Here is an 18371-nt window from a genome sequence, read left to right on the forward strand (position 1 = left end):
AGAAAACAGATAAAGACATCACTCGCTCCGGGTTCCCGTGTCGTGACTGAGTACTTGAGGAAAGCCGGACTGCTGCCCTACCTGGAAAAGCTCGGCTTTTTTGTCTCGGCTTACGGCTGCACGACCTGTATCGGTAACTCCGGTCCGCTCGATGCCGGTGTCGAGGAAACGATTATCCGGAATGATCTCGTCTGCGCCGCGGTGCTCTCGGGCAACCGCAACTTCGAGGCGCGCATCCATCCCAATATTCGGGCCAACTTCCTCATGAGCCCGCCCCTGGTCGTTGCTTACGCGATTGCGGGCATGATACTGAGGAATATCGAGACCGAGCCGCTCGGCACCGGCAGTGACGGCAAGCCGGTCTATCTCAGGGACGTCTGGCCCAGCAGCGCCGAGGTGTCCGGCGTGATGCCTTACGCCACGGACCCGGAAATCTATCGGCGCCTCTATTCGGACCTGACGAAAGACAACGCATTATGGAACAGGGTATCATCCGTTTCGTCCGAAATTTACACATGGCCGAAGTCGACCTACATCGCCGAGCCGCCGTTCTTTGACGGCTTTACGATGCGGCAGGACAAGACCGGCGACATCCTTGCTGCGCGTGCGCTCGGTATTTTCGGCGACTCCCTCACCACCGACCACATCAGTCCGGCGGGCGCTATCAAGGAGACATCCCCCGCCGGAAGGTATCTGAGCGAACAGGGCGTGGCGAGGAAGGATTTTCAGAGCTATGGGACCCGCCGGGGGAATCACGAGGTCATGATACGCGGTACCTTTGCCAATGTGCGCATCAAGAACCTCATGATCCCGCAGAGAGATGACGGAACCCGCGTGGAGGGCGGCCTCACCCTGTTCCAGCCGTCCGGGGAGCAGATGTCCATTTATGACGCGGCGATGCGATATAAGGGACAGGGCACGCCGGTTGTCGTCTTCGGCGGCGAAGAATATGGTACCGGTTCGTCACGCGACTGGGCGGCAAAAGGCACACAGCTCCTCGGCGTGAGGGCGGTCATCGCGAGAAGCTTCGAGCGTATCCACCGTTCGAACCTTATCGGGATGGGCGTGCTGCCGCTTCAGTTCAAGGGTGATGATTCGGCTCAGACACTCTCCATCAGCGGGGATGAGGAGTTCGATATTTGCGGTCTCGAAGAACTCAAGCCGCAGCAGGAAGTCGGCCTGTTGATCAAACGCAAGGGCAGCGCTAAAAGGGAAGTGAAACTCCTTTTGCGTATCGATACCGCCATCGAAATTGATTATTACCGGCATGGGGGAATTCTTCCCTTTGTGCTTCGTGAATTAATCGCCCGGGCGTAATGCCCTTCGTGTCGGGTCTCAGAGGCGAGATTGAGGTGGAGACGTTACTATCATGACTGCGCTTTCGCACAGGGAGCATGTCGGGAGAATGGTCTGCATCTGTTCCGAAGGTGAAAGAGGAATAAACAACGGACGGCAAGAGGAGGTCAGCAATGGGGAGGTATGAAGAAATCTTTCAGAGGAGCATTCGGGACCCTGAGAAGTTCTGGGGTGAGGCTGCGGAGGCCGTCTCCTGGTACAGGAAATGGGACAAGGTCCTGGATGATTCGAACAAGCCGTTTTACCGCTGGTTTTCGGGCGGCGAACTGAACACCTGCTACAACGCACTCGACCGGCACGTCGAAAACGGACGGGCGGATCAGGTCGCCCTCATCTACGACAGTCCGGTCACGAACACCATCGAGAAGTTCACATTCATGCAGCTGCGTGATAGGGTAGCCCGGTTCGCGGGCGCGCTGAAAGGGCTCGGCGTCGGAAAGGGAGATACGGTTCTCATCTATATGCCTATGATTCCCGAGGCTGCCGTTGCGATGCTTGCCTGCGCCCGACTCGGAGCCATCCATTCCGTCGTCTTCGGCGGGTTCGCACCCCACGAGCTCGCGATCAGGATAGACGATGCAAAACCGAGGGTCATTATCTCTGCCTCAGGTGCGCTTGAAGGGAAACGCCTCATCGAATACAAGCCGATGATTGATAAGGCGTTCGAACTCGCCTCACACAAACCGGAGAAGTGTGTGCTCTTTCAGCGGCATCTTGTCAAGGCCCCCCTTATTCCGGGCCGCGACGTCGACTGGGAAGACCTTGTCTCGACTGCCGCGCCGGTAGATTGCGTGCCGGTCAAGGCGACAGACCCGCTCTATATCCTCTATACATCCGGCACAACCGGGGTGCCAAAGGGAATCGTGCGCGACAACGGCGGCCACGCCGTGGCACTCAGATGGAGTCTCGAACACATCTATGATACGAGGCCCGGGGAAGTCTACTGGGCCGCGTCCGATGTGGGATGGGTCGTCGGCCACTCCTACATCGTCTATGCGCCGCTCATCACCGGTTGCACCACTGTTCTCTATGAAGGCAAGCCGATAGGCACCCCTGACCCGGGCGCGTTCTGGAGGGTCATCTCTCAGCATAAGGTCAAGACCCTCTTCACCGCTCCGACCGCCTTCAGGGCGATAAAGAAGGAGGACCCGAAAGGCGAATATATCGGAAAATACGACCTCTCAAACTTCAGATATCTCTTCCTTGCAGGCGAGCGGCTCGATCCGGATACCTATCACTGGGCGCACAATCTTCTGAAGAAGCCGGTCATCGACCATTGGTGGCAGACCGAGACGGGCTGGCCGATCACGGCGAATTGCATGGGGATAGAGGAGTTCCCGATTAAACCGGGCTCCTCGACAAAGCCCGTCCCGGGCTTCGACGTCCAGATCCTCGATACCTCGGGTAAGGTTCTCGGGCCGAAACAGGAAGGCCTCGTTGTGGTGAAGCTTCCGCTTCCACCGGGCACACTGCCGACGCTCTGGAATTCGGATGAACGGTTTCTCCAGTCCTATCTCAACATGTTTCGTGGTTACTATTTCACCGCCGATGGGGGCTATAGAGACGAAGACGGCTATGTCTTTATCATGGGCCGCGTAGATGACGTCATCAATGTCGCTGGTCACCGTCTCTCAACGGGGGAGATGGAGGAGATCATCGCAACGCATCCTGCCGTCGCCGAATGCGCGGTCATCGGTGCCGCCGACTCCCTGAAGGGGCAACTCCCTCTCGGTTTCGTGGTCCTGAAGGCGGGAGAGCATATGACTTCGGAAGAAGTCAGGAGAGACCTGGCACAATTGATACGGGATGAGATCGGTCCGATCGCCTGCTACAAGGACTCGGCTGTTGTCGCACGGCTTCCGAAAACACGCTCCGGCAAGATATTGAGGGGCACCATGCGCAAAATCGCCGATGGGGAAGATTACCGGGTTCCTTCGACGATCGATGATCCGGCGATTCTGGAGGAGATCGAGTCAGCCCTGAAAGGGATCGGCTACGCACGGCGGGGGCATGGAGAGGCAGCATCATGAAGTGCCGAAAGGACCCGTCGGTTTTCCCCTGAAAAAAGGTCATGAAGCAAGGACTGCGAATAGGTGACTTTGAGCTCTTCTGGCTCCGTGGCGGGAGGTTCGCACTCGATGGCGGCGGGATGTTCGGCGTCGTCCCGAGGGTGCTCTGGGAGAAGAAGTACCCTCCCGAGCCGGAGGACCGGAACTATGTGCCCGTCTCAGCGTCGCCTATACTCGTCAGGACGGGTGACACGTTCGCCCTCATAGGGTCGGGCATCGGGAACAAACTCGATGAGAAACAACGGAAGATATTCAGGGTCAAGGAAGGGTGGCACATTCTCGAAGACCTGAGAGATCTCGGAATCGCACGTGAAGACATTCGTTTTGTCATTCTGACCCACTTTGATTGGGACCACGCGTCAGGTGTAACGATGAGGGAGAGCGGAGATCGCATCGTCCTCACCTTTCCGAGGGCCCGTCACATCGTCCAGCGGGAGGAATGGGAGGATGCGTTGAATCCGAACAGACGGTCGGTCAATACCTATTGGCCGGTCAATTACGCCGCCCTGAGAGAGAACGGAAACCTCGGACTTGCGGACGGGGAAAAAGAGATAATCCCGGGACTGAGAGTCGTCCGCACGGGCGGTCACACCAGGGGGCATCAAATAGTCCTTATCGAATCACGCGGACAGAAGGCCCTTCACCTCGGGGATCTCCTGCCGGTCCATGTCCAGTTCAATCCGCTCTGGATTACCGCCTTCGACAATTATCCGATGGACTCGATAAGCCAGAAAGAGATCTGGCTGGCTCAGGGGGTAAAGGACGGGGCATGGTTCACCTTTTACCACGACCCCCTGCTGCGCGCCTGCAAGTTCGACGAAAAGGGCGATGTCGTCGAGAGATGGAGCGGTGGCGGCTCATGAGACGCTGCGGTCTATGACGGAGCGATTGTGGAGGTGAGTCTCACCTTTTCTCTGAAAAGAAATGCCTCGGGAGATATTTCGGCATAAGCGATGTATCCGTCTGTCTCTCTTCCTAAGACGTTTTTCACCCTCACCTCACAATGGGAGACGCATCGCGATCAAAGGGGTTCGTCCGTATCGCGAGCGAAAAGAGGAACGGATAATTGTCCTTTAGATGTTTCATATAGTCGAGCCACTCATGGACCAGCAACGCATACGCCCTCCTCACATCGACCCCGATATGGGCACGGTCCGTATCGGGCAGGTGCTCCACATCTTTCCTGAATGAGAGTTCCTCGACAAGGTGAAAGACCGCCAGCAGGAGTTCGGTAAAAGATTCGTGCTCGAGCAGGTTGGGGTTTTCGAGCAGTCGGAGAAGGAACTCCCTCCTCTCCATGAGGAAGGTCCGTAAATCTGCCAAATCTATCTTCTGAATGCCGATCTCGTATTCGTAATTCTTTAGGCGTCTCGACATCCCGATAAATTCCCTGTCCGACCAGTTGTTCGTCACCACAAGATCCTTCCTCACCCGCTCGATTCCGGGGTCGCTTTCGGAGAAACGGCTCAGCAGATCCCGCCCGGCCTCGCTGAAGAAGACCCCTATGACCATGTTCAGTTTCTCGAGCCTCGAACGCTTCTCCCTTTCGTTCAGCAAACGGTGGATGATCAGGGTGACGAGAAGGACCTGAATCGGGACAAAGGCGAGGTCTTGAAAGAAGTAAAAGAACGTGTCGCGCGGGGCGTGAAAGATCGCAATCTCCGCAACGTAGAGGATGACGGATAGCGCGATGAATAGGATACCCGATATAATAAGCCATCTGAACCGTTTCATATGCCTCACCCCCTGCTGACTTCGACGGCGCGTTACCCGTCCGTCTATTATACGAACATTTTCGGAAAAAGAGACTCTTTCCCTTGCAAGAGGACCGAAGCCGGTTGTCTCACCCTACGAGACCGACGAAATGATACTGGTATGCCACTCTTTCTCACTCCTTAAAGAGCCATGTCGAAAGGTACCTCTCGCCGGTATCAGGAAGGATAACGACGATGAGCCTTCCCTCGTTTTCATCCCGCTTCGCAATTTCTAGGGCCGCCCAGAGTGCGGCTCCGCACGAGATGCCCCCGAGGATCCCTTCCTCCTTTGCGAGGCGCCTCGCCATGATCCCGGCATTTTCATCGGTGACCCTGATAATCTCGTCAATAATCTCTCTGTTGAGAATATCGGGGACAAACCCGGCCCCTATTCCCTGGATCTTGTGGGGACCGGGATTTCCCCCGGACAGGACCGGAGAGGTTTCCGGCTCAACCGCTATCGCCCTAAATCCTGCCTTCCTCTTCTTCATCACTTCGGCGACACCTGTTATGGTTCCCCCCGTTCCGACACCGGCCACGAGAATGTCGACCTTTCCGTCCGTATCTTTCCAGATCTCTTCGGCGGTCGTCTTCCTGTGAATTTCGGGGTTGGCCGGGTTCTTGAACTGCTGAGGCATAAAGGCGTCGGGAGTAACATTCACGAGTTCCTCGGCCTTCTTGACCGCGCCCTTCATCCCCTCTGCGCCGGGGGTCAGGACGAGCTCCGCACCGAATATCTGGAGGAGGTGCCTCCTCTCGATGCTCATCGTTTCCGGCATGGTGAGGATCAGTCTGTACCCTTTTGCTGCAGCCGCAAAGGCCAACGCGATGCCGGTATTTCCGCTCGTCGGTTCGATAATCACCTTTCCCTTCGTAAGGAGTCCTTTTCTCTCCGCGTCTTCTATCATCGCCACCCCGATGCGGTCTTTTACGCTCGAAAGCGGGTTGAACGATTCCAATTTGGCAAGGACTTCCGCCTTCGCCCCCTTCACGATCTGATGTAACCTCACGAGCGGGGTATTCCCTATCGTCTCTGTTATGTTGTCGAATATCCTCGACATAAAGACCTCCTCTTTTCCGTTTCTATGAACTAACCGCCTCGAGATACTCTGACGGCGGAGCACCATCGTTCAATCAATCCGTCTTCAGCCGATCTCGTTCTCCTTCGGCGGCACGATGCAGAGGAAACCGAGCGGTTCATCACCGATGGGAGTAAGCTGATGGACCTCATCGGGAGCGATATAAACGGCATCGCGGGGGCCGACTTCTACCTCCTCTTCTCCGAGCAAGATGCGGGCCCTCCCGTGAAGAATAAAGATGCCGTGGTCATGGGGGTGGTTCTCCAGGGCGGTCCAGCCGCCCGGCTCCACACGGAAGTAACGGATGATGAACTGTTGTGCGCCGTCTGCCTTCCCGATAAGGACCTTCCCGTCGGCATTCTTCGTCCTATCCTTCTTGTAGCCGCGGGGGATGGCACCTTCCCAGTTATAGTCGCCCTCTTCCCCCGTGTAACGATGAATTACACCCATACAAATCCTGTCTCCTTCCCCGAAAAGGTTATCGGCCCCTTCACACTATTTCTGCAGCCGCTTCTGTTCCGTAATCTCATCATAAAAATACCGGACATTCTCGCCCAGGTCATCCGATCGTGAATAGAGGGAGCCGCCGACAAGGAGGATGACATCCTCTCCGTAAAAACGCGCCGTTTCAGCGATGGTATCGAGATGCATTCCTCCTGCCGGGGTCGGAAATGACCGTTTCAGATGATACTGATCGTCCGTCAGGGAATGAGCTATGGCCGAGCAGGTCTCTCTGTCAAAATGAAACCTGCCGCCGAAATTCGGATAGACGGAACAATCAACTCCGATGAGCCTGAAGAATTTTCCGAGGATAACTTCGGGACTTATCCCCTGATCACCATGCGTAAAGAGATTGCCGCTGAAGGAAGGATGAGACATGAGCGGTTTGTCTATCCAATCGCACCCGGCGATGTATCGCACCGTGTCCGGGCCGACGAGAAAGGGAGAGACGAGGAACCCGCCCACGCCGGCTTCGAGCCCGAATTCTATGTTCTTCATGATCCGCTCAAAGCTGTCCGTGACGTTCGGGAAGTAGAGGGCCCTCTTACCGGTCTTCCCCTCTGCCTTTGCGACGGCCTCCATGCACCTGGACACCCTTTCACGAAATCCGCAGAACGGAAAATCAACGAGCCCGTGGTCGTCTTTAATAATGTCTATGCCGCTCAGGGAGAACCGATAACAGAATGCCCCTATCTGATCGGCAGATGTGCCTATCGGCTTCAAGGCCGTTGCGATGAGCGGCCGGCCGAATACCCCCGCGTCCTTCCGTATTCCTTCTATCCCGAACTTCGGCCCCCTGAATGCCCGGACAAAGTCTTTCGAGAAATTGATACCGGTTATTTTGATACCGGGCTTGAACGAGATATTCCCGTAAAGCAGGTTCATGAATTGCGGGACCTGAAAACCCGTAACGATCTCGGGATAGGCGATCCTCACGAGGTACCGGCTTATGTCGCCGCTACCGGTCTTCTCAATCGAAATCACCTTGCCGACGATCTCATCGAATATCCGCTCCTCCCGTACGACCGACCTCGGGACTTCCACTGTCTGCTCAAGCGCAATCTCCTCGGATACCTTTTCGATATCGTGAGATGGTGCGGTAATGACGTAGGTGACCGTTATTCTCTTATCATCCGTCATAGTCAATTCTAACTTTTTTTCACCGGTGTCGTAAAATCCCCGTCTCCCTGTAAGGGGAGAGACGGGACATGTTCCAGTGGTATCCGGTCTTCAGCATCGATTGACTAGGAGGTAATCATCCTGTATAGTAATTATCCACATGGAAAAGACGGAAAAGATCATGCTCTTCACCCGCGACCCTTCTCTTGAGAAAGAGCTGTCGGAGATCATCCCGAAGGGCCTGAAGGTCTCGTCCCAGGTCTCGGCCTGCGAAAGCGCCTTCGTCTTTTTCGATATAGACACGATCCGGCCCGGCCGCATAGGGGAACTTCAGGAAAATAATTTTGTCATCGCGGTCACACGGCAGAAGAGGACGGAGCTGGCGATGGTTGCCACAACCTTTGGGGCCTATGAGATCGTCCATCGTCCGCTTTTGCGTGATACCGTTGTCGGTCTGCTTCAGGACCTGCGCGACTTCGGGGACGAGATAAGAAAGACGATCCCCGTCGCAAGTCTCCCTCCGACACCGACATGCGCCATCGTCGGACAGTCGCCCCTCATCATGGACGTATGCAAAAAACTGGCACGGTTATCGCAGGTCGATGCCCCTGTCCTCATCACCGGAGAGACGGGGACCGGCAAGGAGCTTATCGCCGAATCGATAGCGCAGCTATCGGCACGCTTCGGGAAGCCCTTTGTCATTGTCAATTGCGCCGCCGTCCCCGATACGCTCCTCGAATCGGAACTCTTCGGGTTCGAGAAGGGATCATTCACCGGTGCCCTTGCCGCCAAGGAAGGAATGCTCAAGATCGCCGACGAAGGATGCGTCTTTTTCGATGAGGTGGGCGAACTGCCTCTTCCCCTGCAGGGAAAACTCCTCCGCTTCCTCCAGACCCAGACGTTCTATCCGCTCGGCAGCACAAGAGAGGTCCAGGTCAACGTGCGTGTCATCTCGGCCACGAATAGGGACCTCCCGGGAATGGTCAGGGAAGGGAAATTCAGGGAGGATCTCTATCACCGATTACGGGTCACCGCGATTCATATACCCCCTCTCCGCGAACACAAGGAGGACATCCTCCCTCTCATTCAGTTCTTCGTCAACCGCTACCGGCATACCGCCCCGAGGCAGGTGAAAGGCATCACAAAGGCCTTTTTCAAGAGGATGTCCTCCCATGACTGGCCCGGAAACATCCGTGAACTCGAAAATACGATACGCTCCGCCCTTGCGCTGAGCAAGACGAACTTCCTCTCGACCCATGAACTGAGAGAATTCGCTGAGCGCCCGCTTTCGAAGGGCCGACCCGCCTTATCCGAGGGCATCGCTTCGGCGGTCATCCCTTTCGTGAGGGAAGCGATAGCAAGAAAGGAGAGGAACATCTTTGAGAGGGTCCACAGCGAAGTGGATAAATCCCTGCTCGAATATGTCTTGGCCTACACGAAGGAAAATCAGTCCGAAGCCGCGCGCATCCTCGGCATCAACCGCCTCACCCTCAGGAAAAAACTGAGGTACTGAGCCGGACGCTCCGGCAGATATCTGTCTTGGAAGCATTTCTGTTTCCCCGTGTTAAAAAACTTTTCATAACCGGGCATCGGTGGGGTTCATGCATCTGAATCATGCGCGAACTGATTCTAAGACGTCCAATGGTTCCGACAGGACAAAGTGTTTCTCACGCTCTTTGAGCCAGTCCGGAAGCGCAGACATCAGGGATGGCTTATAGAAGAAAGAACACCCTAATTCCTTAATCATCTCTTCGTATGTCCCCGCCATGTATGCCGACATGATGATTTTATTCTCAGCTCCCAACCTGCACCCTCTCTCCTTCTGACGTCTCAACAGTTCAGCTCCCGTCATTCGTGGCATATGAAGGTCTGTGATAACAATATCAGCGCACCCCAGCGACTTGTCACAACTCTCAGCGCCTCTCTCATAGAGTGGGCAGGTGATAGGTTCCGTATAAGAAAACACCTCATATCCCTTCAATTTGAAGAAATCCTCCAGAGTCCTGATAATAGCAATGTTATCGTCAAAGATGAGAACTCTCGGCTTTCTCATTCGTCTTTCCACGTGCAATCTGTCACTCCCTGGTTATAGTATTTTCGCGATCCATGGAGATCTTTGCTCCTGCCTCGATGTATTGAGAACCTTTTTTTACCCATATCACCTTTGCTTTTTTACCCTTAAGATCAGGCACCGTGTGCTTCTTTATTGTTATGGTCTGTCCTTCTTTCACAATTGCTCCGGTCAGGAAACCAAAACCTTCTGAAGACATGTCAAGCGTGATACCTTCAAAGGTTTCTCTTGATTTCATACCAATGCAGAATTGGAACTTAGCGAGAATCCCGCGACGGGCATTATTTCTTTTCTTCTTCTCCACCTTCGCCCTTTATCCTGCCTCCCAAGAACTTCGAGTTACGCGATGCCTATTTCTTATGACAGGATATGCACCGAGAGTCGTCTGTCATTTGGGCCTTCTGTCTTTCCTGGGTCCTCTCCAGCCCTTGTCCATGGCACTTAAAACAATCCCTGAAACCCAGTTCCTCATGCATCTTGACCATCTTCGGATTTTTGCTGTGGCAAACATTGCAGCCGTGGGCCTCACGGCTGGTCGGCGTAATACACGCGGCGCTCACAAATACGAAAAACAATAATGTTTTCATATAAAACTATAGAAATCTTTACTGTATCCTGAGTATGATTTATATCATAGATTCGTGCCTGCGATTTATTCATAAAATCTACAAATAGTAGTGCGTGGTTCTTCAGTCGGTCAATTTTCGCTCGTAAATTATTGGACAATGTCTCTAAGGTCAGATGCTGGCAAGCATATATTTTCTTGTATTCTTAATTCTCGTAGTCATAAGTGGCGAGATTCAGACCAATCTTCCTTGCATAGTCGTAAACAGGCTCGTAATCTTCATCCGCTGTGACGATAAATCGCCGGGCGCCAAAATTCTTCATAACAATTCTGCCGTCCCGATCATCAGCCATGGTTAAGAGGACACCTTTCAGTTTGTTCTTGATGGAATCACTGAGCTCCTTTCTGACTGCCAGGCTATTTTCCGGCAAATCAGGCGAGGCTTCAAGAATAATAAGGTCATTCGTTATTCTGCTATCGGTCTTTGCCATCCTCTCATATACCGTATTTTTGGCGGCCCCTATATCCGCCTTTCCATTGAGAACATCTTTTATTGCATTGCCATGGGTGCCTGCAAAATAAGACTCCTTGAAGTAACCTTTGTAATCGTTAATCCCGTGTTCCTTAAAATATGCCAAAGGAAGAAGGTATCCGGCTGTAGTAGCCTTATCCACAAAAACAAATCTTTTTCCCTTCATGTCCTTTGCCGCTCTTATGCCGCTGTCTCTCCTCACAAAAATTACGCCATGATAGGTCGACAGGAAGTCAAAATACTCGGGCCTTGCAAGAACTTGAAGCCCTAATTTTGAATGTGCCAGTGCATAGGCAAAACTTCCCAAAAAGGCCCCGTCCAGATGAAGAGACAGGAAATTATCAATGATATTGCCGTACGCTGGCAGAACCTTCAGGTTTACTTTCATGCCGATCTTCGTGGAGATATAATCGGCGAGGGGTTGATACCTCTCCATCTCCTGAAATACATCCTGTTCCGGCACAAGGCCGATCTTGAGGACTTTTTCTTCGGGTAGTTTCCCTTGCGGCGTAGAGGTTGTCTTGCTACAGCCCGTCAAGAGACACAGGGAAAGGCACATTATCAAAAAAAATATCTGCATGATAAAATAAATTTAACAGCTTGTTTGTTCGATTGCAAGAGTCAATGAGGTATCTGTTCCTACCCGTTATCCGCCAATAGACTTTCTCATATTTTTTCCGAACTTAACAGTCGATAAGATTGGCAACTTGACCACAACTCGTCGATGGATTCGCCGAAGCATTCCGACGGCAGTGGACAAGGGTTTCCGTTTGAAAATACAAGTCAGTAATTCTGTTTACAAGAGCTGTCAATGCCAATAATGACTATTGCAGATTCAATCCGTCAAGGCATCTTTATGCCCTTGGCCCTATCTACATTCTTTGCATTCCTCATGTTCACGTCAGTGAGGTCGACGCCCGTAAGGTCGGCACCTTCGAGATCGGCCATGCTCAGGTTCGCACCGGTCAGCACTGAATCTTGCAGGTTCGCATCAATTAAGGAAGTCTTCCTCATATACACACCGGTCAGATCGGCCTTGCGGAGATCTGCCTTGTTCAGCCACGCGTGGTCTAATTGGGCCTTGCTCAAGTTGGCCTTACTCAGATTGGCCTGAGTGAGGTCGGCATAGCTCAGCTTGGCTCCACTCAAATCTGCTTCACTCAAATCCGCTTCATTCAAAGAAGCCCGAATGAGATTCGCTCCGCGTAGATTCGCCTTTCTCAGGTTCACCTTGTTCAAGATTGCGTTTTCCAAATTCATTCCCGCGAGGTCCAATCCGCTCAAGTCTTTTCCCGTGAGGACAAAGCTCTTTTTCAGCGTCTCTTTGACCTGTTCCGCAGTCAATCTTTCATCTTCCGAGGTGACAGCTGAACCGGGAAATCCATCAGACGTTTTTGCTGCGGCACAGCAGACGAGAATAAAGCCGATAAAGACAAATAGACTCAGCAATTCAGATTTCTGAGACATACCGTTCCTCTCACCTATCAGGAGTACCGTTCACCATTATAGCATGTGTACCCTGCCAAATTTTCCGGAAGGAGCAGCCTCCTCCCTCGTGAAAACATTTTTTATTTTCTGGAAAAAAGATAGTCGAGGAAGAATAAACATTACTTCATGAAGAAAGAATAACCTTATTTTAATTGTAATTTCATTTACTAATTGTAATTTAAGAGTGTCTCTATCAAGGTCAGCGCTTGTAATACCTTTATTGAGGATGAAATTGCTGACAAGAAGAAAGCTTTCGGACCGTTTCATCATCCTCATGAGCTGCGTGACATGGATTGTCCCGAAAGAAGGAGGCAAAAGAATATGTCGTCAGCGAGCCCGGCAATGCGCGATGCACAACCTGCGATATCGAGGTGGCTTCATCATTCCCTGTTCCGCATTCTCTTTTTGTCAGTGCTAACCCTGTGGATATTTGTTCATGGAGAAAATGCCTACCCGGCACAGGCAACAGTATCATGGATACCCCCAACCACCAACACGGATGGCACGGCATTGACAGATCTTGCCGGCTACAAAGTCTATTACGGAACGGTTTCATGGAGTTACTGACAGGACGTCAATGTCGGAAACGTGACGACCTTCACGGTTTCAAACCTGACGGGTGGATTTACCTACTATTTCGCGGTTGCCGCCTACGACACATCAGGAAATCAGAGCACTTACTCCAATGAGGTGAGTTGGACAATACTTCAGCAGTATACACTTCTCATAAGCGAGACTGGAAGTGGTTCTGGAACCGTAACCAGTTCTCCATCCGGCATTAACTGCGGCACCAGCTGTTCAGGGGCATACAACCAGGGCACCGTAGTAACCTTGACGGCCTTGCCGGCGACAGGTTCGGCGATGTCCGGATGGTCGGGGGGAGGCTGCACCGGTACCGGGACATGCTCACTCACCGTGAATGCAAATACAACGGTAACGGCGACGTTTGGGATTACAGCCTATACCATTACCGCCACTGCGGGAGCAGGCGGCACAATCAGTCCCTCCGGTGCTACGGCAGTCAATAGCGGGGCGAGCCAGACATTCACGATCACCCCCAACACGGGCTATAGCGTTGCCGGGATAACTGTCGATGGCTCTTCGGTGGGCAAGGTCTCTAGCTATACCTTCAGCAATGTTACCGCCAACCATACGATAACCGCCACCTTTGTCAATGACCAGGTTCCGGGCGCCTCAATGTACACGATATGGCCCGCCTCTGCAATTCCCGTAGTCGCGGACTCAGGTCCGAGTAAACCGGTTGAACTGGGAGTTAAGTTCCGGGTAGATTCGAACGGCACGATTATCGGCATTCGCTTCTACAAGGCGAGTGCCAATACCGGCACCCACGTGGCCAACCTCTGGACGAGTGGCGGAACGAAGCTGGCCACCGCCACCTTCACCAGTGAGACCGCCTCGGGATGGCAGCAGGTGAACTTCTCGGCGCCCGTTATAGTCACTGCAAATACCGTCTATGTGGCGTCTTACCACACGAATGTGGGCCACTTCAGTGACGATCGGAACTACTTCAAGGGCAAGGGCGCGGACAACCCGCCGCTCCAGGCGCTGGCCAACGGAGTGTCCGGCTTCAACGGCGTGTATGCCTATGGATCCACCGGCATTTTTCCCAGAAATGGATGGAATAGTTCCAACTACTGGGTGGATGTCGTCTTCCAACCATGACAAGGCGTGCCGATAACAGGGACAACCGAAGGAGTCCGCGCGTGGTGAACGATGGGGGCAAATGCGCTTACCATCGGAACCGCTAAATCAGGCGGCAGACTTAGATACCGTCTCTTAATTTTCCGGAGTGGGAACGGTTTCGCCTTCGACACGACGGAACTGCGAATCAATCGTTTCTTCGGCCCACTCCTCTGAAGAACACGACCCGCATTTAGAATACGTCAACTGGTCAGCATGGCATTTAGTGTCGCCCGGCTTGTTCTCCTACGGCATGTGTGATATGATGAGCAAATAATGAAGGCGACTCATGAGCGCGCTTGAAATTGCCCTTATCGCGTTTGCAGGCATCTTCGGCGGAGTGCTGCTCGGCATGTTCCTCCGGAGTCTTCTGCCCGAGCATCATGTGAGTGAGGATTCCCGGGATGTCATGAAGCTGGGGACCGGCATGATCGCAACGATGGCAGCTCTCATTCTCAGCCTCTTAATCTCATCGGCAAAGGGCACGTTTGACGCAGTAAATAACGGACTCAGGCAGGCCAGTGCAAAGATTGTCCTGCTCGATCGCACCCTGGCCCGCTACGGGCCCGAGACAAAGGAAGCCCGCGATATTCTCCGCCGGTCCGTTGCAGCGACGATTGAGCGGATATGGCCGACAAAGCGTTCGATGGAGGTAGCAAAGGCCGCCAAGGAGTCGGGCGGTTTTGAAGAACTCAACCAGGAACTCCAGCGGTTGTCGGCCCGGAACGAAGAGCAGCGCCGACTCCAATTACGCTCTTTGGAGATCATCGGTGAAATTTCGGAAACGCGGCTCCTCATCATGGAGCATGTCGGGCAGAGTTCGTTCCCCATGCCGCTCCTCGTGCTGCTCGTCTGCTGGTTTACCATCATCTTTCTCAGCTTCGGCCTGCTCTCCTCCCCCAATACGACGGTATTTGTAGTCTTATTTATCTGCGCGCTGTCTGCCGCGAGTGCGCTCCTTCTCCTTCTCGAGCTGGACCAACCCTTCGGTGGGTTAATCAGGATTTCGAGTGCTCCGCTGAAGGACGCCCTCGCACACCTCGGGCAGCAGATCTAAGTCCCAACGGTGCGGGATGGTCTCACGTGATGAATCAGCCCATTCACAACAGACTGCCTGAGAGCTACGTTGTTGTCGGCTGCTATCCCTCGAAATACCGCGGTGTCACTTTCTTGCGTCCGGCAACACGCTGATAGACTTCGCCGGGATGTCCGAGGGCGATGACCGCATGAATTTCCTCCTCCGACGGAATTCCGATAGACCGCCGGATCGAAGGATTATGCTTCATGGCTGCAACGGCATATCCGATGAGGCAGGAGCCGAGTCCCATGCTGTGGGCAGCAAGCAGGATATTTTGTGTCGCGAGCAAGGCATCCTCGGCAGGACAACTCGCGCCCGCTCTAGATCCGACAAGAATCGCAGCCGTGCTGTCATGAAAGAGCCGGTCTCTGCCCGACCCATGCCACTCTTCAAGGGCCTCCTTAACCTTCCGGTAATAGCAACGGTAATAGGCATCGAGTTCTCCCCTGCCCATCAGTTTGAGGAACAAACGGAGCATAGTCTTCTCCGCTCTTGTGTTTAGCCTCGCGAAAAATAACGCGATCTGCCCTGCGAGGGATGCCACCGCTTTCCTCGTCGGCAAAATGGTGAAGGTCCAGGACTGACTGTTCGTTCCGGAAGGCGCAGTGATACCGATCTTCATGAGGTCTTCGAGCATGACCCGGTCTACGGGCTGGTCGGTGAAGCAGCGGCAGGACCGGCGCGAGGCCATGAGCCGCACCAAAGCGGACGTGCTATAGCTTCCGGGAGGAAGCCACCGGTGATCCGCGACGAACGTGGCATACCGAGACATCTCTTCATCGATCGCGGCGACGCGGATCGCCTCATGAGGACAGACTGCCTCGCAATGTCCGCAGGAGAGCGATTCTGCTTCCGAGACAGCCGCCTTCCCCCCCACGAGTGAAATCGTTCCTGTCGGGCAAACGGTTACGCATAACCCGCACCCGTCGCAAAGATCTTGATCAATTACTATCCTGTTGCCTTCCATCCGCGTCTTCTCAATGAGTATCTATGGTCCCGTCCTATGATAACACCGTCGTCAGATCATTCCCAATTCCTTTTCGACACCCCTCTTGTTCAGACACGGGACTATTTCAGAAAGAGGAAGAATCCGTTCGCGAAATAGAAGATACCGACGAGGCCGGTCACGAGGCCGGCTATCCAGACAGGTCTCTTCTTCAGCAGCGCCGCAATAGATGAGAGGAGGATCGCTATCTGGAGAAATATCACCGCCATCCCGAATATCTGGGAATGACTCTGCGCGTCCTCCCTCGTGATCTCGAGTTTCTTCGCGTCCTTTTCGATCGCCGCCTTTTCCTCGTCATATTTTTTTATCTTTTTGGAATACGCTTCTATCTTTTTTTCATATTCCTCTGCGAGAGGTTTTTGAAGTTTTGGGCCCAACGCTTTCTCTTCGAGTTCAAGTTTCTCCCTCTGGAGTTCATAGAGATAGCCCTTAATGCTCTTCGACTGATAGTAGGCCCACTGATCGGACGCCTGGGTTTGTGCGAGAACCGACCTCGTCGAGAACCCTCCCCCCTTGAACGTAGAGAGCGTCGCACAGACAGCAAGGATTACCGTTGTGAGGGCCAGATAGTTTAACCATCGTTCTTTCTGTTCTTCCGCCATATCTTCTCCTCCCCGTAAAATGCTGCTATGATACCATGTCCCTGGGAAGAAGCGCGGGGCCTGAGACATTTCGGCTATGCGACGTCTTGTCTTTTACCGGGGATGTCAATTAGAATTATACTGTATCGAGTTTGATGCTACGGACACCTTTGTCGGAGATGCCCATGTCAAAGATAACTACCCTGCAGCAGGCGAAAGAGAAGAAGGACACCTTCATAAAGCAGATATTCTCGACCGTGTCACCCTACATAGACCCGCTCGACACGGCTTTCAGTTTCGGGCTCTGCCACGTATGGAGGAGAAGGCTCGTTTCCGGCATCGGGAAGGGGGAGAGGGTCCTCGACCTCTGCACCGGCACGGGGGAACTGGCCTTTCGCATCGCAAGACGCGTCGGGGAGAGCGGTTCGGTCGTCGGGCTCGATTTCTGCGATGACATGCTCAACCGCGCAAGGGAAAAGATGGACCCCCGACTCAAGAACGTCTCCTTCGTCCTCTCCGATGCGAAGGATCTCGCATTCCCTGATAATTCCTTCGATGCCGTGACCGTCTCCTTCGGGATACGCAACGTGCCTGATACCGTTGCGGTACTGAACGCGGTTCGGAGAGTCCTCCGCCCGGGCGGTAAATTCTTCTGCCTTGAACTGACGACTCCCGGAAACCGCTGGCTCCTGCCGCTCTACAGATTGTATACCTTTAAGATCATGCCTTCGGTCGCGCGGATCATTACGCGCTCATCCCTTCCCTATACCTACCTGCCGAAGTCTATCGAGACCTTTTATCCTCCCGAAGAATTCAAGCATATGATGGAAAAATGCGGCTTCACAAAGGTTAAGGCGCGTCCGATGTCACTCGGCGCAGCCACGCTCTACGAGGCCGTCAAAGCGTAAGCAGTCCTGTCCTTTCACCCCGGACAGCTGCACTCGCTCGTATCACACCCGCAAAAAACATCTTGAAATTTCTCTCAGTGCTGCTACAATGGGCTTATGGAAAACGATGTCCTCTCTCTCGTCGTCGCCGCCGAAAAGGAGATACAGAAAAACCTAGAGATTGAAAGAAAAAAATCCCGCGAATGGGTTGAGCAGGTCAAGAGAGAGGCCGAAGAAAAGGTGGCCGCGGAGGAGATAAGGCATAAGGAGGCTCTCATAAGGGCTGTCCGGGACGCGAAGGAGGAGGCCGGGAAGAAGGCCGCGGGAATTCTTGATGAGGCTGTTGCGAGGGCGGAGATGATGAAGGGGCTGGATCATGGATTCCTGGCAGGGGTGACCATGAGACACATCATGAGGATCCTGCCGGGAGAAGATCGTGATAGCCCGCATGGCAAAGGTTGAGATCGTCGGACCGAAGGGTCTCCTCCAGAATGTCCTCTCCCTCTTGCAGGAACTCGGCATTTTTCAGATCGAACCCGCCTCTGTCGGTTTCATCGAGAAAGACGAAGAGCAGGAGGTCCGCT

At 53.6% G+C, this 18371-nt stretch carries 18 protein-coding genes; 8 read left to right on the forward strand and 10 right to left on the reverse strand.

The genetic code is table 11. The annotated features are described in order from the left end of the window. From VEI96_08295 to VEI96_08305, 3 genes are all read left to right on the forward strand, one after another. Positions 1-1317 (forward strand): aconitase family protein (locus VEI96_08295; protein HXX57983.1); only part of this gene is annotated, 1317 nt, incomplete at its 5' end. A 152-nt stretch (positions 1318-1469) separates the two neighbouring features. Beyond that, positions 1470-3386 carry a propionyl-CoA synthetase gene (locus tag VEI96_08300; protein HXX57984.1) on the forward strand — a complete coding sequence of 639 codons (1917 nt, stop codon included), beginning with the start codon at positions 1470-1472 and terminating at the stop codon, positions 3384-3386. A gap of 41 nt (positions 3387-3427) precedes the next feature. Beyond that, positions 3428-4288, forward strand: coding sequence for an MBL fold metallo-hydrolase (locus VEI96_08305; GenBank protein HXX57985.1), 861 nt, complete (start codon positions 3428-3430; stop codon positions 4286-4288). 130 nt (positions 4289-4418) lie between these two features. On the opposite strand, the gene VEI96_08310 is transcribed toward VEI96_08305, so the two are convergent. From VEI96_08310 to VEI96_08325, 4 genes are all read right to left on the reverse strand, one after another. After that, positions 4419-5159, reverse strand: a complete 741-nt coding sequence (locus tag VEI96_08310) for a hypothetical protein (GenBank protein ID HXX57986.1) — start codon at positions 5157-5159, stop codon at positions 4419-4421. Between the two features lie 154 nt (positions 5160-5313). Next, positions 5314-6240 carry a cysteine synthase A gene (gene cysK, locus VEI96_08315; GenBank protein ID HXX57987.1) on the reverse strand — a complete coding sequence of 309 codons (927 nt, stop codon included), beginning with the start codon at positions 6238-6240 and terminating at the stop codon, positions 5314-5316. Between the two features lie 84 nt (positions 6241-6324). Beyond that, entirely contained in the window at positions 6325-6708 is a 384-nt protein-coding gene (locus VEI96_08320) for a cupin domain-containing protein (protein ID HXX57988.1), read from the reverse strand. A 45-nt stretch (positions 6709-6753) separates the two neighbouring features. Further along, entirely contained in the window at positions 6754-7899 is a 1146-nt protein-coding gene (locus tag VEI96_08325) for a RuBisCO large subunit C-terminal-like domain-containing protein (protein HXX57989.1), read from the reverse strand. A gap of 139 nt (positions 7900-8038) precedes the next feature. On the opposite strand from VEI96_08325, the gene VEI96_08330 reads away from it, so the two are divergent. Continuing rightward, positions 8039-9391: a sigma-54 dependent transcriptional regulator gene (locus VEI96_08330; GenBank protein ID HXX57990.1), complete on the forward strand. Its 1353-nt coding sequence runs from the start codon at positions 8039-8041 to the stop codon at positions 9389-9391. 99 nt (positions 9392-9490) lie between these two features. On the opposite strand, the gene VEI96_08335 is transcribed toward VEI96_08330, so the two are convergent. The 4 genes from VEI96_08335 to VEI96_08350 all read right to left on the reverse strand — a co-directional run bounded on the left by VEI96_08335 (position 9491) and on the right by VEI96_08350 (position 12513). Further along, positions 9491-9931 carry a response regulator gene (locus VEI96_08335; protein HXX57991.1) on the reverse strand — a complete coding sequence of 147 codons (441 nt, stop codon included), beginning with the start codon at positions 9929-9931 and terminating at the stop codon, positions 9491-9493. 22 nt (positions 9932-9953) lie between these two features. Beyond that, a complete protein-coding gene (locus VEI96_08340; GenBank protein HXX57992.1) occupies positions 9954-10253 on the reverse strand; it encodes a PilZ domain-containing protein in 300 nt (99 codons plus the stop codon). Positions 10254-10720: 467 nt separating this feature from the next. Then, positions 10721-11626, reverse strand: coding sequence for a phosphate/phosphite/phosphonate ABC transporter substrate-binding protein (locus VEI96_08345; GenBank protein ID HXX57993.1), 906 nt, complete (start codon positions 11624-11626; stop codon positions 10721-10723). 263 nt (positions 11627-11889) lie between these two features. Then, positions 11890-12513 carry a pentapeptide repeat-containing protein gene (locus VEI96_08350; protein ID HXX57994.1) on the reverse strand — a complete coding sequence of 208 codons (624 nt, stop codon included), beginning with the start codon at positions 12511-12513 and terminating at the stop codon, positions 11890-11892. 711 nt (positions 12514-13224) lie between these two features. On the opposite strand from VEI96_08350, the gene VEI96_08355 reads away from it, so the two are divergent. After that, complete coding sequence (locus tag VEI96_08355) at positions 13225-14217, forward strand: DUF4082 domain-containing protein (GenBank protein ID HXX57995.1); 993 nt, start codon at positions 13225-13227, stop codon at positions 14215-14217. Between the two features lie 307 nt (positions 14218-14524). Continuing rightward, a complete protein-coding gene (locus VEI96_08360; protein ID HXX57996.1) occupies positions 14525-15292 on the forward strand; it encodes a hypothetical protein in 768 nt (255 codons plus the stop codon). Positions 15293-15374: 82 nt separating this feature from the next. Here the strand turns inward: VEI96_08360 and VEI96_08365 are convergent, their stop codons facing one another. Together VEI96_08365 and VEI96_08370 are read right to left on the reverse strand one after the other, a co-directional pair. Beyond that, positions 15375-16280, reverse strand: a complete 906-nt coding sequence (locus tag VEI96_08365) for a nitroreductase family protein (GenBank protein ID HXX57997.1) — start codon at positions 16278-16280, stop codon at positions 15375-15377. Between the two features lie 101 nt (positions 16281-16381). Next, positions 16382-16921, reverse strand: coding sequence for a DUF4337 domain-containing protein (locus tag VEI96_08370; GenBank protein HXX57998.1), 540 nt, complete (start codon positions 16919-16921; stop codon positions 16382-16384). Between the two features lie 164 nt (positions 16922-17085). On the opposite strand from VEI96_08370, the gene ubiE reads away from it, so the two are divergent. After that, positions 17086-17808, forward strand: a complete 723-nt coding sequence (gene ubiE / locus VEI96_08375; GenBank protein HXX57999.1) for a bifunctional demethylmenaquinone methyltransferase/2-methoxy-6-polyprenyl-1,4-benzoquinol methylase UbiE — start codon at positions 17086-17088, stop codon at positions 17806-17808. Between the two features lie 96 nt (positions 17809-17904). Then, complete coding sequence (locus tag VEI96_08380) at positions 17905-18249, forward strand: hypothetical protein (protein HXX58000.1); 345 nt, start codon at positions 17905-17907, stop codon at positions 18247-18249. The last annotated feature ends 122 nt before the right edge of the window (positions 18250-18371 follow it).

Source organism: Thermodesulfovibrionales bacterium (assembly GCA_035622735.1).
Taxonomy (GTDB): Bacteria; Nitrospirota; Thermodesulfovibrionia; order Thermodesulfovibrionales; family UBA9159; genus DASPUT01.

Coding starts and splice junctions, on each gene's coding strand:
- VEI96_08300 (HXX57984.1), top strand. CDS start 1,470: ATGGGGAGGTATGAAGAAATCTTTCAGAGGAGCATTCGGGACCCTGAG.
- VEI96_08305 (HXX57985.1), top strand. CDS start 3,428: ATGAAGCAAGGACTGCGAATAGGTGACTTTGAGCTCTTCTGGCTCCGT.
- VEI96_08310 (HXX57986.1), bottom strand. CDS start 5,159: ATGAAACGGTTCAGATGGCTTATTATATCGGGTATCCTATTCATCGCG.
- cysK (HXX57987.1), bottom strand. CDS start 6,240: ATGTCGAGGATATTCGACAACATAACAGAGACGATAGGGAATACCCCG.
- VEI96_08320 (HXX57988.1), bottom strand. CDS start 6,708: ATGGGTGTAATTCATCGTTACACGGGGGAAGAGGGCGACTATAACTGG.
- VEI96_08325 (HXX57989.1), bottom strand. CDS start 7,899: ATGACGGATGATAAGAGAATAACGGTCACCTACGTCATTACCGCACCA.
- VEI96_08330 (HXX57990.1), top strand. CDS start 8,039: ATGGAAAAGACGGAAAAGATCATGCTCTTCACCCGCGACCCTTCTCTT.
- VEI96_08335 (HXX57991.1), bottom strand. CDS start 9,931: ATGAGAAAGCCGAGAGTTCTCATCTTTGACGATAACATTGCTATTATC.
- VEI96_08345 (HXX57993.1), bottom strand. CDS start 11,626: ATGCAGATATTTTTTTTGATAATGTGCCTTTCCCTGTGTCTCTTGACG.
- VEI96_08350 (HXX57994.1), bottom strand. CDS start 12,513: ATGTCTCAGAAATCTGAATTGCTGAGTCTATTTGTCTTTATCGGCTTT.
- VEI96_08360 (HXX57996.1), top strand. CDS start 14,525: ATGAGCGCGCTTGAAATTGCCCTTATCGCGTTTGCAGGCATCTTCGGC.
- VEI96_08365 (HXX57997.1), bottom strand. CDS start 16,280: ATGGAAGGCAACAGGATAGTAATTGATCAAGATCTTTGCGACGGGTGC.
- VEI96_08370 (HXX57998.1), bottom strand. CDS start 16,921: ATGGCGGAAGAACAGAAAGAACGATGGTTAAACTATCTGGCCCTCACA.
- ubiE (HXX57999.1), top strand. CDS start 17,086: ATGTCAAAGATAACTACCCTGCAGCAGGCGAAAGAGAAGAAGGACACC.
- VEI96_08380 (HXX58000.1), top strand. CDS start 17,905: ATGGAAAACGATGTCCTCTCTCTCGTCGTCGCCGCCGAAAAGGAGATA.